This is a genomic window from Afipia sp. GW822-FHT03D08 (assembly GCF_058801645.1).
Map to the genome: position 1 here is coordinate 2,120,716 of NZ_JBXANK010000001.1, position 14,352 is coordinate 2,135,067.

General features: G+C 63.9%; 8 protein-coding genes. 4 read left to right on the plus strand and 4 right to left on the minus strand.

What is annotated here, in order from left to right:
* Positions 1 to 271: 271 nt before the first annotated feature.
* The 3 genes from gltB to AC1RM7_RS10510 all read left to right on the plus strand — a co-directional run bounded on the left by gltB (position 272) and on the right by AC1RM7_RS10510 (position 7,008).
* On the plus strand, positions 272 to 4,990 hold the full coding sequence (gene gltB, locus AC1RM7_RS10500; RefSeq protein WP_024919956.1) for a glutamate synthase large subunit: 4,719 nt from the start codon (positions 272 to 274) through the stop codon (positions 4,988 to 4,990).
* 151 nt (positions 4,991 to 5,141) lie between these two features.
* Entirely contained in the window at positions 5,142 to 6,599 is a 1,458-nt protein-coding gene (locus tag AC1RM7_RS10505; protein ID WP_006022054.1) for a glutamate synthase subunit beta, read from the plus strand.
* 85 nt (positions 6,600 to 6,684) lie between these two features.
* Positions 6,685 to 7,008 carry a YnfA family protein gene (locus tag AC1RM7_RS10510; RefSeq protein WP_024919955.1) on the plus strand — a complete coding sequence of 108 codons (324 nt, stop codon included), beginning with the start codon at positions 6,685 to 6,687 and terminating at the stop codon, positions 7,006 to 7,008.
* Positions 7,009 to 7,087: 79 nt separating this feature from the next.
* On the opposite strand, the gene AC1RM7_RS10515 is transcribed toward AC1RM7_RS10510, so the two are convergent.
* The 4 genes from AC1RM7_RS10515 to AC1RM7_RS10530 form a co-directional block, all read right to left on the minus strand.
* A complete protein-coding gene (locus AC1RM7_RS10515) occupies positions 7,088 to 7,474 on the minus strand; it encodes a DUF1236 domain-containing protein (RefSeq protein ID WP_024919954.1) in 387 nt (128 codons plus the stop codon).
* A 117-nt stretch (positions 7,475 to 7,591) separates the two neighbouring features.
* On the minus strand, positions 7,592 to 9,643 hold the full coding sequence (locus tag AC1RM7_RS10520; protein WP_492837863.1) for a class I SAM-dependent methyltransferase: 2,052 nt from the start codon (positions 9,641 to 9,643) through the stop codon (positions 7,592 to 7,594).
* An 87-nt stretch (positions 9,644 to 9,730) separates the two neighbouring features.
* The gene (locus AC1RM7_RS10525) at positions 9,731 to 11,437 is read right to left on the minus strand and encodes an SGNH/GDSL hydrolase family protein (protein ID WP_492837861.1); all 1,707 of its coding nucleotides are present in this window, start codon (positions 11,435 to 11,437) and stop codon (positions 9,731 to 9,733) included.
* A gap of 183 nt (positions 11,438 to 11,620) precedes the next feature.
* Positions 11,621 to 13,060, minus strand: coding sequence for a lytic murein transglycosylase (locus AC1RM7_RS10530; protein WP_024919951.1), 1,440 nt, complete (start codon positions 13,058 to 13,060; stop codon positions 11,621 to 11,623).
* A gap of 411 nt (positions 13,061 to 13,471) precedes the next feature.
* Between AC1RM7_RS10530 and galU the strand changes: the two genes are divergently transcribed.
* Positions 13,472 to 14,344, plus strand: coding sequence for a UTP--glucose-1-phosphate uridylyltransferase GalU (gene galU / locus AC1RM7_RS10535; protein WP_024919950.1), 873 nt, complete (start codon positions 13,472 to 13,474; stop codon positions 14,342 to 14,344).
* The last annotated feature ends 8 nt before the right edge of the window (positions 14,345 to 14,352 follow it).

Here is a 14,352-nt window from a genome sequence, read left to right on the forward strand (position 1 = left end):
ATAGGAAAAAGTTTGGCAATCTCGGCATTAGGACAGGACTACTGTCCCAATTTCCGGGTAATCTCGGCACGGCGTTTGCAGCGCCGGTAATATCAGCAGGCCGCATGGCAGCCGGAAACGGCACGCGCGAACTGCACTTTCTAAAGCGAGGCTCGTGACAGCGCGAGCGGTGGCCCCGAGGACTTCCCGAAGGGTTCCGCGAACGCCGAAGCTGCGGCCAAAATGGGTAAAAATAGACTGCCTCTAAATCCAAAGAGGCGTGAGGATGAGAATGAGCGGGTCAGAGTTCGAGCGGAATCAGATCGAGGTGGATGCGCCGATGGCGGACCCGGCCTTGAAACCGCGCGAGCATAACTGGCGTCCGGAAGCCGCGGGTCTTTACGATCCAGCGCTCGAAAAGGATTCCTGCGGCGTCGGCTTCATTGCCAACATCAAGGGAAAGAAGTCGCATCAGATCGTGTCCGACGCGATCAGCATCCTTTGCAATCTCGAACATCGCGGCGCTGTCGGCGCCGACCCGCGCGCCGGTGACGGCGCGGGCATCCTTGTGCAGATTCCGCACGCCTTCTTCGCACGCAAGGCAAAGGAAGCCGGCTTCACCTTGCCCGGTCCCGGCCAGTACGCCGTCGGCCAGATGTTCATGCCGCGCGAGAAGTCCTGGCGCGAAGTCATCAAGGGTATCATCAAGGACAAGATCAAGTCGGAAGGACTGAAGCTGTTCGGCTGGCGCGAAGTGCCGACCGACAACTCCTCGCTCGGCGTCACCGTGAAGCCGACCGAACCGACCTGCATGCAGGTCTTCATCGGCTGCGGCGACTGCGCGGACGAAGAGGACTTCGAGCGCCGTCTCTACATTCTGCGCAAGGCGATCTCGAACGCGATCTATCAGCGCCGCGAACGCGCGCTCGCCGGCTACTATCCGGTGTCGATCTCGTGCCGCACCGTCGTCTACAAGGGCATGTTCCTCGCCGACCAGCTCGGCAAGTACTATCCCGACCTGCACGAGCCGGATTTCGAATCCGCGCTGGCGCTGGTGCATCAGCGTTTCTCGACCAACACCTTCCCGGCATGGTCGCTGGCGCATCCCTACCGCATGGTCGCGCACAACGGCGAAATCAACACGCTGCGTGGCAACGTCAACTGGATGGCCGCACGTCAGGCCTCGGTCTCCTCCGAGAAGTTCGGCGAGGACATCGAGAAGCTGTGGCCGATCTCCTACGAAGGCCAGTCGGACACCGCCTGCTTCGACAACGCGCTCGAATTCCTCGTGCAGGGCGGCTACTCGCTGTCGCACGCGATGATGATGCTGGTGCCTGAAGCATGGGCCGGCAATCCGCTGATGAGCGAAGAGCGCCGCTCGTTCTACGAATATCACGCAGCGCTGATGGAGCCGTGGGACGGCCCCGCCGCGATTGCCTTCACCGACGGCCGCCAGATCGGCGCGACCCTCGACCGCAACGGCCTGCGTCCGGCGCGCTATCTCGTCACCAAGGACGACCGCATCGTGATGGCGTCCGAAATGGGCGTGCTGAAGATTCCCGAAGACCAGATCATCACCAAGTGGCGCCTGCAGCCCGGCAAGATGCTGCTGGTCGACCTTGAGCAGGGCCGTCTTATCCCCGACGATGAGATCAAGGCGGAGCTTGCCAAGAGCCATCCGTATCGCGAGTGGCTGGACCGCACCCAGATCGTGCTCGAGGAAATGGCGGACGCGCCGGCCAAGGCTGCGCGCTCCAACCTGTCGCTGCTCGATCGCCAGCAGGCGTTCGGTTACTCGCAGGAAGACCTCTCCGTGCTGATGACGCCGATGGCGTCGACCGGTGAAGAAGCCGCGGGCTCGATGGGCACCGACACGCCGCTCTCGGCGCTGTCGAGCAAGCCGAAGTCGCTGTTCACCTACTTCAAGCAGAACTTCGCACAGGTCACCAACCCGCCGATCGATCCGATCCGCGAAGAGCTGGTGATGAGCCTCGTCTCCATCATCGGCCCGCGTCCGAACCTGTTCGACATCGAAGGCCTGTCCAAGACCAAGCGCCTCGAAGTGCGCCAGCCGATCCTGACCGACGCGGATCTGGAAAAGATCCGTTCGATCTCCGACGTCGCCGACAATCACTTCAAGTCGCGCGCGCTCGACACCACGTTCCACGCCGGCCTCGGGGCCGCGGGCATGGAGCAGGTGCTGGAAGAGCTGTGCGGCCGTGCTGAAGCCGCGGTGCGCGAAGGCGTCAACATCATCATCCTGTCGGACCGCGCTGCGGGCTCGGATCGCATTCCGATCCCGTCGCTGCTGGCGACCGCTGCCGTGCATCATCACCTGATCCGCACCGGCCTGCGCACTTCGGTCGGTCTCGTGGTCGAATCCGGCGAGCCGCGCGAAGTGCATCACTTCGCGTGCCTTGCAGGTTACGGCGCCGAAGCGATCAATCCGTATCTGGCATTCGAATCCATCATCGCGATGAAGGATCAGTTGCCGGCCAAGCTCGACGACAAGGAAATCGTCAAGCGCTACATCAAGTCGATCGGCAAGGGCCTGCTCAAGGTCATGTCGAAGATGGGCATCTCGACCTATCAGTCCTATTGCGGCGCGCAGATTTTCGACGCCGTCGGCCTGAAAGCGGATTTCGTTGCGAAGTATTTCGCCGGCACCCACACCCGTATCGAAGGCGTCGGCCTTGCCGAGATCGCCGAGGAAACCGCACGCCGTCATACCGAGGCATTCGGCGACGCGCAGATCTACAAGACCGCCCTCGATGTCGGCGGCGAATATGCCTACCGCTCGCGCGGCGAGGACCATGCCTGGAACGCCGAGACGGTGTCGCTGCTTCAGCATGCGGTTCGCGGCAACTCGCAGGAGCGTTATCGCGCCTATGCGAAGGTGCTGAACGAGCAGTCCGAGAAGCTGCTGACCCTGCGCGGCCTGTTCAAGCTCAAGACCGCCGAGGAGGACAAGCGCAAGCCTGTGCCGCTCGACGAAGTCGAGCCCGCCAGTGAGATCGTCAAGCGCTTCGCCACCGGCGCGATGTCGTTCGGCTCGATCTCGCGCGAGGCCCACACCACACTGGCAATCGCGATGAACCGCATCGGCGGCAAGTCCAACACCGGCGAAGGCGGCGAAGAGGCGGATCGCTTCAAGCCGATGGCGAACGGCGACAGCATGCGCTCCGCCATCAAGCAGGTCGCATCGGGACGTTTCGGCGTGACGACGGAATATCTCGTCAACTCCGACATGATGCAGATCAAGATGGCGCAGGGCGCGAAGCCCGGCGAAGGCGGACAGTTGCCCGGCCACAAGGTCGACGCGACCATCGCCCGCGTGCGCCATTCGACTCCGGGCGTCGGCCTGATCTCGCCGCCGCCGCATCACGACATCTATTCGATCGAAGATCTGGCCCAGCTCATCTACGATCTGAAGAACGTCAATCCTGACGGCGCGGTCTCGGTCAAGCTGGTCTCCGAAATCGGCGTCGGCACGGTTGCCGCCGGCGTTGCCAAGGCGCGCGCGGATCATGTGACCATCTCCGGCTTCGAGGGCGGCACGGGCGCGTCTCCGCTGACCTCGATCAAGCATGCCGGCTCGCCGTGGGAACTCGGCATCGCCGAAACCCATCAGACTCTTGTGCGCGAACGCCTGCGCAGCCGCATCGTGGTTCAGGTCGACGGCGGCTTCCGCACCGGACGCGACGTTGTGATCGGTGCGCTGCTCGGCGCGGATGAAATGGGCTTCGCCACCGCGCCGCTGATCGCGGCGGGCTGCATCATGATGCGCAAGTGCCATCTCAACACCTGCCCGGTCGGCGTCGCGACACAGGACCCGGTGCTGCGCAAGCGCTTCACCGGCCAGCCCGAGCACGTCATCAACTACTTCTTCTTCGTCGCCGAGGAAGTGCGCGAGATCATGGCGTCCATGGGCTTCCGCACCTTCCAGGAGATGGTCGGCCAGAGCCAGATGCTCGACCAGGCAACCCTGGTGGCGCACTGGAAGGCCAAGGGTCTCGACTTCTCCAAGCTGTTCTTCAAGCAGCCTGCCCTGCCCGACCAGAAGATCTATCACTCCGAGGCGCAGGACCATCATCTGGAGAACGTGCTCGACCGCACCCTGATCAGGGAAGCGCAGGCGGCGATCGACCGCGGCGCTCCGGTGAAGATCGAGGCTGAAATCCACAACACCGACCGCAGCGCAGGCGCGATGCTGTCCGGCGTTGTCGCCAAGACCTATGGCCACACCGGCCTGCCGCTCGACACCATCCATGTCAGCCTCAAGGGCACGGCAGGACAGGCGTTCGGCGCGTGGCTGGCGCGCGGCATCACCTTCGATCTCGAAGGCGAAGGCAACGACTACGTCGGCAAGGGTCTGTCCGGCGGACGCATCATCGTCCGGCCGCCCAAGAACTCCGGCATCGTGCCGGAAGAGTCGATCATCGTCGGCAACACCGTGATGTACGGCGCCATCGAGGGCGAGTGCTACTTCCAGGGCGTCGCCGGCGAGCGTTTCGCCGTGCGCAACTCCGGCGCGGTCGCCGTGGTCGAAGGCGCAGGCGATCACTGCTGCGAATACATGACCGGCGGTATCGTCGTGGTGCTCGGCAAGACCGGGCGCAACTTCGCAGCCGGCATGTCCGGCGGCGTGGCTTACGTCATCGACGAAGACGGCACGTTCGAGAAACGCTGCAACATGGCGATGGTCGATCTCGAGCCGGTGCTGTCCGAGGAGATGATCAACCAGAACGCCTTCCATTCGTCCGGCGATCTCGAGGCGCATGGCCGCGTCGACGTGTTCTCCAATCTGCTCGGCGAGGACGTCGAACGGCTGCATGTCCTGATCACGCGGCACGCCAAGCTCACCGGCTCGGCGCGGGCGCAGCACATCCTCGCCAACTGGAAGAAGTATCTTCCGATGTTCCGCAAGGTGATGCCGGTCGAATACCGCCGCGCGTTGAAAGAAATGAAATCGCGCGAGCCGGAAGAGCCGAAAATCGCGATCGGGGCGTAATGTTTGGTGTCCCGTCACCCTGAGGTGCAAGCCGCATCGCGGCGAGCCTCAAAGGGCGGCGGGATGAACAGTCATCCTTCGAGGCGCGCAAGAGAGCGCACCTCGGGATGACGTGAAGTGAGAACTTAGATTCAGGGGCGTCAGAGTCACCATGGGTAAGCCTACAGGTTTTCTTGAGATCGAGCGTCACGACCGCAAGTACGAGCCAGTCGCGGAGCGGGTGAAGGATTTCAGGGAATTCGTCATTCCGCTGAGCGAGAAAGACACGCGCGATCAGGCCGCGCGCTGCATGAATTGCGGCATCCCCTATTGCCATGGCACCGGCTCGGTTCAGCCCGGCACGCCCGGCTGCCCGGTCAATAACCAGATCCCGGACTTCAACGATCTCGTCTACAACGGCAACTGGGAAGAAGCCTCGCGCAACCTGCACTCGACCAACAACTTCCCCGAATTCACCGGGCGCATCTGCCCGGCGCCGTGCGAAGCCTCGTGCACGCTGAACATCGACGACAACCCGGTCACTATCAAGACCATCGAATGCGCCATCGTTGACCGCGCGTGGGACAGCGGCTGGGTCAAGCCGGAAATCTCAGCGACCAAGACCGGCAAGAAGATCGCCGTGGTCGGCTCCGGCCCCGCAGGCCTCGCCGCCGCGCAGCAGCTGGCGCGCGTGGGTCATGAAGTCCACGTGTTCGAGAAGTTCGCCAAGGCCGGCGGACTGCTTCGTTACGGCATTCCCGACTTCAAGATGGAAAAGGGCATCATCGACCGCCGTGTGGCGCAGATGGAAGCCGAGGGCGTGACCTTCCACTACAACACGCCGGTCGGCGGCAATTATGCCGGCGCTGTCGAGCCGCAGGACCTGCTGAAGGTCTATGACGCGGTGGCACTGACCGGCGGCGCGGAAGCCTCGCGCGATCTGCCGATTCCCGGCCGCGACCTCGACGGCATTCACTTCGCGATGGATTTCCTGCCGCAGCAGAACCGACGGGTCAGCAACGAGCCGCTCGGCGATGTCCGCGAAATTCTCGCAGGCGGCAAGGACGTGGTTGTGATCGGCGGCGGCGATACCGGCTCCGACTGCATCGGCACCTCGATCCGCCAGGGCGCGACCTCCGTCACCCAGCTTGAAATCATGCCGGCCCCGCCGGAGCGTGAGAACAAGGGCCTGACCTGGCCGAACTGGCCATTGAAGATGCGTACCTCGTCCAGCCAGGCCGAAGGCGCGGTCCGCGAATACGCCGTGCTGACGCAGAAGTTCTCCGGCCACGATGGCAAGGTCGCGAAACTGCATTGCGTTCGCGTGGACGACAAGTTCCAGCCGGTGCCGGGCACCGAGTTTGAAATCAAGGCCGAACTGGTGCTGCTGGCGATGGGCTTCGTCCATCCGGTGCACGAGGGCCTGCTGAAGAAGCTCGGCGTCGAACTGGACCCGCGCGGCAACGTGCGTGCCTCGACCAATAACTACCAGACCTCGGTCGCGAAGGTGTTCTCCTCGGGCGACATGCGCCGTGGTCAGTCCCTTGTGGTCTGGGCGATCCGCGAAGGCCGCCAGTGCGCCGCCGCGATCGATCAGTTCCTGATGGGATCGACCACGCTGCCGCGCTGAATTGGGATGCGCCGTCACCCCGAGGTGCGAGCCGCATCGCGGCGAGCCTCAGGATGACGAACATCCCGTTTCTGGATCACGTCTCATGACCGCCCTCATCTACGTTGCAGCAGCCCTCGCCGAAATCGGGGGCTGTTTTGCGTTCTGGGCGTGGCTGCGGCTGGACAAATCCATCTGGTGGCTGGTCCCCGGCGTCATATCGCTGGTGCTGTTCGCTTACTTTCTCACCCTCGTGCCGAGCGATGCGGCCGGACGCGCGTATGCAGCGTATGGCGGCGTCTATATCGCCGCATCGCTCCTGTGGTTGTGGGCCGCGGAAGGCGTGCGGCCCGACCGATGGGACATCGCGGGCGCAGCGCTCTGCCTGACCGGCGCTGCCGTCATCCTGTTCGGACCGCGTTCGGTTTAACCACCCAAAACAAAAAAGCCCCGTCCGATGACGGGGCTCTTTCGCTTCGCATCATCCGGCGCTGCTGTTCAGCGCGCCGTTACTCGATGACGCGAATGACACGCCGGGTGCGCGGCTCGACGATCACACGCCGATCATTCACCACCGCATAGTTATACTCGGTGTGGCTCGGCACCGGACGCAGTTCGACATAATCCGGCAGCGGCTCACCAACCACCACACGCTCCTTCACCACGACCGACGGCCCCGGCAACCCTGTGACCGATGAAATCACAGCCGCCGGAATATCGACCGCGGTTCCGACCGCCGCGCCGACAGTTCCGCCAACGGCGCCGCCGACCGGGCCGCCAATGGCGTGACCCGTCGCCGCGCCCTCGCGCGCGCCCTGCTCCGTCGCGGTCTGCGCGAGCGCCATGCCCGGCGTGAGTGCGATTGCCGCGACAGCCATTGCCATACGAATCTTCATGTCATCCTCCTCTTCACGTTGAGAGGCTGACCAACGACCCACGGCTCGGGGTGTTCCGAAAAATGATCCGGGGAACCGGTGAAAACGTAAGCAGGAACCCGGCGTGTATCGAGAGGCTCAGTTTTTCTGAATCCAGAACTGATACATCGTCGCGAAGGTCGAAGGGTTCTCGGCTTCGAATGCCGCCCAGTTGGCGAGATCGGTTGCCGTCCTGTCGTCCGGAAAGCGCCGCAAATAACTGGTCCGCGCCGGCGTCTCGAAGCCAAGAAATGTAAAGCCGATCTCGCGCAGAAAATCCGCGATCTGCGGAATGGAAAACTGGTGCTCCTGCACATGGAACAGCAGGTCGCGGCACTCGCTCATGCTGAAGAAATCGCTGAAGCCTGTAATGTTGTGGAGCGGATCACCCGGCGCGCGGCCGGCGAATTCCGCCCGCAGGCGGCGGACTTCAGCGACCGAATAGTCCCTGCCCTGCTGCGCCAGATACGCGCGCGCGGCATTGATGTCGGCGCGCGCCGTCGCACTATAGAGACCGATATGCATCAGCCCGCCAGGACGCACCAGACCGGCGAGCCTGCGCCAGCCCGCCAGTGGATCTTTCAGATGATGCAGCACGCCGCTCGAATCGACGACGTCGAACGTCTTCTCGTTTCCCAGCGCCAGAATATCCGCCTGCGCATAACGCAGATTGGCCAGTCCCAATTCTTTGGTCTTCCGGATCGCGTAGCTGAGGCTACTGAGACTGAGATCGATGGCGAGGATGTTGGCGGACTTGAATTGCAGCGCGCGCTGGATCGCATGTTGCCCGGTGCCGCAACCCGCGACCAGGACATCGAGCGCACGATGTCCGAGCGGCTTGTACGGCACACCGGGAAACCGCATCCCGATATAATGATCGACCGGCAATGGCTGGACTTCCGCGGAGATGCTGCTCCATCGCGGATAGGGATTTTCCTCGTACTGCGCGCGAACCTTTTCCGAGACATCGTCCTCGATCGCGGTCAGCCGCTCGATCCCGGAACGGACCGCCTGTTCGTCGCGCGGATCGATAACCTGCTGGGCAATCAGCGGGGTCACTGAAGCGGGCCAGGATCGCTCCGCAAGCTGTTCGGCGCCGGGAACCGAATGCAGCGGCAGATAGCTTGCAAGAACCGCGAGCCTGATCGGCGCAACCGCTTCATTGCGCGTGATCGCCCCGGCAACCTCATCGCGAAGCCGGTCGAGCTGAACCGTCTCGTCTTCGGTGACGTCGAAGACGTACTCGTTGATGAAGCCCTGTTGGCCGAGCGCCGACGCCAGCGGCAGCCACGCCTCAAAGGCCTCGAACGCGCCTGACGCAATCTCGCTCAGCAATGCGCGGCGGACGGCTGTCAGAACCCGCTCGATTTCAACTGTCGTAACAGGCGAGGTGCCGAGCAACGCTTCCAGCAGGCCGTCGCCATGCAACAGTGCGAGATCGTCACGCGTAAATAGCTCGGCCAACCGGGCGGAGCCTGCATGCGATAGCCGCTCGACACAGCGCGCCATCGCCGGACTGCGAAGCAGGATCACCCCCGCCGCAGCCGACAGATCGCGCGGGCGGCACCATGGCTCGCGCAAGGCGCGCACCAGAAGCTGGATGATGTTCGGATCAAGTTTGACCACCGCAGGATCGAGCGAGCGAAGCGCCATCACGAATGTCGACCTGAGCCCTGCGGTGTCGTCCGTCCGCAACCCGTCGGCGGCGATTGTCAAAGCTTCGCTGGAACGTCCGTGAAGCAGCAGCAACGCGGCGAGGTTGTTGTGCGCACCGGGGAAATCCGGACTGATCTCCAGCACCTTGCGATTGTGGACGATCGCTTCATCGTCGCGTCCGCAATCGGACAGGACGCGCGCCAGATTGTAATGCGGCTCGGCGCTGCGCTTGTCCGATGCGATCGCTCTTCGCAACAGATCGATGCCGGTGTCGCTGTGACCCAATTGATGCGCAAGCAGACCGAGATAGCCGAGCGCACCGGTGTGACGGGGGTTGGAAGCAAGCACATCGCGATAGTCCGCCTCGGCCTCGCGCAGCCGTCCGGCCTGATGATGCGCCATGGCCTGGTGGAACAGGGTTTCTTCGAGCAGGCTGGATGAGCGCGTGACGCCCTTGCCGGATTTTCCTTCAGCCCGGCGTTGTTTTCTGTTCACGATCTCGACCTGACGGAGTGTTCTGGAGCAGCCGCGCGGACCCTACTGCATCGACCGGATGCGATCCAGATGCGGTGATGGTTGGGATTACCAGCGTCCGAACAGGCCGCCGAAGCCGAAGCCCTGTGAGCCGATATTGCCCGGAGGCCGAAGGAAACCATCACGGAAGCCGTCACGCGGCGGCCCCGAACGTTGACGCTGCTGCGGCGGTGCTGAGGGATTGAACAGTCCCTGGACGACGACCTGCTTCTTGGGCTTCGGCTTCGACGGTGCGGCGGTCCCGTCGGACGGCGCGCTGGCCACCACCGGATCGCTCGGCGGCGCGCTGAGCGCACCGACTTCGCGGCGCGGCCACGAGAAATCGTCCGCACGTCCTGCAGGTGCGGCAAGCGGCTCGCCCTTCACCAGCGTGCGCGCGGCAAGCGCATCGACCGACGCCGGCCGCGTGCCGACGCCGCCAAGCAGTTCGTCGGTGCCGACCTGCGAGGCCACCAGCGGCATCACCGGTCCCATCAAGGGACGCGGGCCCGCTTCACCGGGACGGATATTGGAATCCGGCGCAAAGGTTTCGCTCGGCACGGCCAGCGGACCATCGGTGTGGGCGGCAAGCACACGGCGGATTTCGCGTTCGGTATAATGCGCCAGCTTGCGCGCACCGGCCTTGGTGAAGAAAACGCCGTCAGCCGAACGCAGGCGGCGGATCTGGCCCTCGAAGTCCGGGCCCTGTTGCGCGAAGCGCCCGGCATCATCGACGAAGCCATCCCAGACATCGACATAGGTGATGCCGGCCTTGCCTGCGCCGTCGCGATAGAGCGCATCGAGGAACAGCATGTCCGATGTGGCCTTGGGGCCGCGAACGGCGGGCAGACCGACCCACAGCACCGGCACGCCCTTGGACTTCAGGACCGCGATCATCTCCTCGATCTTCTTGGCGTAGAGTTCGACCCAGCGCTCTTCGCGGAAGTCGTACATGCCGCCAGCCGAGCGTGACTTCTCCGGCGCCATGACCTGGGGCGCGTCATCGTCGTCGGGAGCGACCTCCGTATCAGACGGCTTGTTGTCCGCGGTCTTGTTCTCGGTGTCGGCAGCAGGTTTATCACTGGCGGGCTTGTCGGCCGGCTTCGCCGCCTCGGCCTCGTTTGGCTTGGCTTCGTTAGGCTTGGCCTCGTTAGGCTTGGCGCGGGAATCCTTCTTCGTGTTCTTCTTGTCCTTGTCGCCCGGCTTGGCGTCGGTCTTCTTCTCGACGACCGGCTCACGAATGGGGATGCGATCGTGCAGGCCGAGCATCACCACGATGACGTCGGGTTTCTCGGTGGCGAGAATTCCCTTCGCCGCCGCGGCCCAGTCCACCGGGTCGCCCTTCGGCTGATACTTGATCAGACCCGAGACGGTCTTGTGCTTGCGGATCACGCCGAGGTCCGGCGTTTCCGACAGCGCATCTTCAAGGCCGTAGGCAAGCCAGTCCGCCATGGCGTCGCCGAGCACCAGCACGTTACGCTCTGCGGGAGCATCGCGCTTGGCGGCCGCGGGCGCACGTGACGAATCCACCGGGCGCGGCGCCTGTGGCGCGGGGCCGAAACTGTCACCGAAAGGCGAGAAGAAACCGCCGCCGCCGCGCTGCGGAGGGGGAGCTGGCCGCTGCGGGCGGCCGAAGCCGAAATCGAAAAACTGCGCCGAGGCCGGCGCAACAATGCCGAACAGCATGGCGCCCGCGACCGCAAGAACGGTCAGAGGTCCGCGCTCGGTAAACACGCGCAGGAAAGACGTCGGTTTCGGCCTGTTCGGTGTCGACATGGATCTTGGTCGCTCGCGCAGTGGCCGCGGTTGCATATCCGGGCAAATAATACGCCCCAAAACTCCGGCAATGGGCCCATAAACCGGGGTCAGGCCGCATCCGTCAAGTGGGCCCGGAAAATGTCAACTTGAAGGTGACCGGCCCGGCTGGATTGGCCGGGAAACCTGTCCAAAACCAGCAGGTTACCGCCCGCGCAGCCGCTCCAGCACGCCGGACGAGGCGAACCCGTCGGCAGGCGCCCCGATCGAGGCCTGGAAGCTGCGCAGCGCCTTTTTGGTTTCGCCGCCGAGATTGCCGTCCGGCTCGCCGCGATAGAAACCGCGCTGGGCGAGCAACTGCTGCAACTCAAACCGCTCGTCGCGGGACAGCACCCGCTCCTGCCGCGGCCATTCCTGCACGAACGGGGTGCCGCCGCGCAGCCGGTCGGCGAAGTGGCCGATGGCGAGCGCGTAAGCCTCCGACGGATTGTAGCGCATGATCGAACGGAAATTGCCGAGCATCAGGAATCCCGGACCGTCCGCACCGGCCGGCGCAAGGAGAAACGCCTTGTCGGTGTTGCGCGGGAACGGTTTGCCGCCGGCGCGCTTCACGCCGAGATGCTCCCACTGCGCGATGGAATAATTCTTCGCGCGGTCGGCATGCAGATAGTTGAAGCCCTGCGGCACCTCGACTTCATAGCCCCAGGTCTGTCCCGGCACCCAGCCGTCCTTTTTGAACTTCGCCGCGGTCGAGGCGATGATGTCCGGAATATCGTCCACGGTGTTGCGCTTGCCGTCGCCGTCGAAATCCACCGCGAACTTCTTGAACGCGGTCGGCATGAACTGGGTCGCGCCGAACGCGCCGGCCCATGAGCCGCGCATCTGCTGCGGCGTCAGATCACCGTGATGCAAAATCTCAAGTGCCGCGAGAAACTCGTCCTTGAAATAACCCTGACGGCGGCCGACGCAGGCCAGCGTCGCGGTGGAATTCAAGACGCTGCGGTCGCCGCCCTGCGTGCCGTAGTTGGACTCGATGCCCCAGATCGCCGCGATGATGTAGCGGTCGACGCCATAGGCTTTTTCGACCGCGGCAAACGTCGCCGCGTTCTTCGCCAGAACTTCGCGCCCCTTCGCGATCCGCGCATCGGTAACCAGAATGTCGAGATAATCCCACACCGACTTGGTGAACTCGGGCTGCGAGTCCATCAGGTCCATGATGCGCAGGTCCGGCGACAGGTCCGCCGTGAAGCGCTCGAAGCTTGCCTGCGAGACGCCGCGGCGCGCGGCATCGGGCCACATCCCGGCGATGCAGCGGTCGAAGTTCGCAGCCGAATTGCGGATGGCGTCCGCCGTCATCAGCGGATGACCCGACGCGCCGTCTTCGCCGCTCCATTCCTTCGGAGCCGAGGCCTGCGCCATCCGGCGCGGCGCGGGCTGCGTCTGACGCGGCGCCTGCGATGGTTGCTGCTGCTGGATCGAGCCGGTGACATCGCTGCTCCACGGGAAGGTGAACCCGCCGCGCCCCGACGCGCTCTGCCCATGGGCCGGACCCGCCAGCATTGACGCCGCGCCGATCACCGACATGGTCAGGACTGCGCCTGCGGCCATCCGCCACGCGCTCTCTTCACGCTCGATCCGTGCCATCGTATTCCACACCCGCTCAAGACTATCCCGGATACAGGAGGCCCGGACAGGGTTTCCACCCGATTAACAACGCAGCATTTTTTGGCGGCGAGATGACGCGGGCATCTAACCAGCGGGCAAATTCGCCCCTCACCCCAACCCTCTCCCCGCTCGCAGGGAGAGGGAGCTGCTTCGTGCGTCCTTACCTCTCCCCGTTTTACGGGGAGAGGTCGCGAGCGAGAGCGAGCGGGTGAGGGGCGCCTGCGAATGCCCGCCACAAAAAATCCCCAACTCACTCACGCAGCGTTCATCCGTTCACCTTTAGGGAACTCCTTAGCCATCCAGCAGTTTTTCAAGCCTTCAAAACCTGCTACCACCCTTCAAGTTCTTTCCAGCCCCGCCTCCAACGCTTCTCCTGCCTCAAAGAGCCTCATGAAAATCCGCAAAGCCGTGTTTCCCGTCGCCGGTCTTGGCACCCGCTTCCTCCCGGCCACCAAGGCCATGCCGAAGGAAATGCTCACCGTGGTGGACCGCCCGCTGATCCAGCATGTGGTTGACGAGGCGCTGGAAGCGGGCATCGAACACCTCGTATTCGTCACAGGCCGCAACAAGGGCGTGATCGAGGATCACTTCGACCGGCCCTATGAGCTTGAGGACACGCTGCGCGAACGCAACAAACTGAAGGAAATGGACATCCTCGAGCGCGACCAGCCGGAGGCCGGCGCGACCTCGTTCACCCGCCAGCAGGCGCCGCTCGGGCTCGGCCATGCGGTGTGGTGCGCGCGCGACATCATCGGCAACGAGCCGTTCGCCGTGCTGCTGCCGGACGTGCTGGTGAAGAACACCCCGAGCGGTCTGAAGCAGATGATCGACGCGGCCAACGCGGCGGGCGCGGACAAGGCCAACATCATCGCGGTCGAAGAAGTGCCGATGGACCAGGTCCACATGTATGGCGTGGTCGGCGTCGGCAAGAGCAAGGGCGACCTGTTCGAACTCGACGGCATGGTCGAGAAACCGAAGAAAGAGGTCGCGCCGTCAAATCTCTCGATCACCGGGCGTTACATTTTGCAGCCGGAAATCTTCAAGGTGCTGGAGACGCAGGAGCGCGGCGCGGGCGGCGAAATCCAGCTCACCGACGCGATGCTGGGCCTTGCGAAGTCACAGCCGTTCTACGGCTTCAAGTTCAAGGGCAAGAGCTACGACTGCGGCTCGAAGTCGGGCTTCCTCGCGGCGAACATCGCCTACGCGATGGACCGCGAGGATTTGCGCGGCGACCTCTTGAGCGAGATGAAGAAGTACGTGTGAGCGAGATG

Excerpts from the sequence above, each read along its gene's own strand:
- AC1RM7_RS10530 (WP_024919951.1), bottom strand. The coding sequence starts at position 13,060 with ATGGCACGGATCGAGCGTGAAGAGAGCGCGTGGCGGATGGCCGCAGGC.
- gltB (WP_024919956.1), top strand. The coding sequence starts at position 272 with ATGAGCGGGTCAGAGTTCGAGCGGAATCAGATCGAGGTGGATGCGCCG.
- AC1RM7_RS10510 (WP_024919955.1), top strand. The coding sequence starts at position 6,685 with ATGACCGCCCTCATCTACGTTGCAGCAGCCCTCGCCGAAATCGGGGGC.
- AC1RM7_RS10515 (WP_024919954.1), bottom strand. The coding sequence starts at position 7,474 with ATGAAGATTCGTATGGCAATGGCTGTCGCGGCAATCGCACTCACGCCG.
- AC1RM7_RS10505 (WP_006022054.1), top strand. The coding sequence starts at position 5,142 with ATGGGTAAGCCTACAGGTTTTCTTGAGATCGAGCGTCACGACCGCAAG.
- AC1RM7_RS10525 (WP_492837861.1), bottom strand. The coding sequence starts at position 11,437 with ATGTCGACACCGAACAGGCCGAAACCGACGTCTTTCCTGCGCGTGTTT.
- galU (WP_024919950.1), top strand. The coding sequence starts at position 13,472 with ATGAAAATCCGCAAAGCCGTGTTTCCCGTCGCCGGTCTTGGCACCCGC.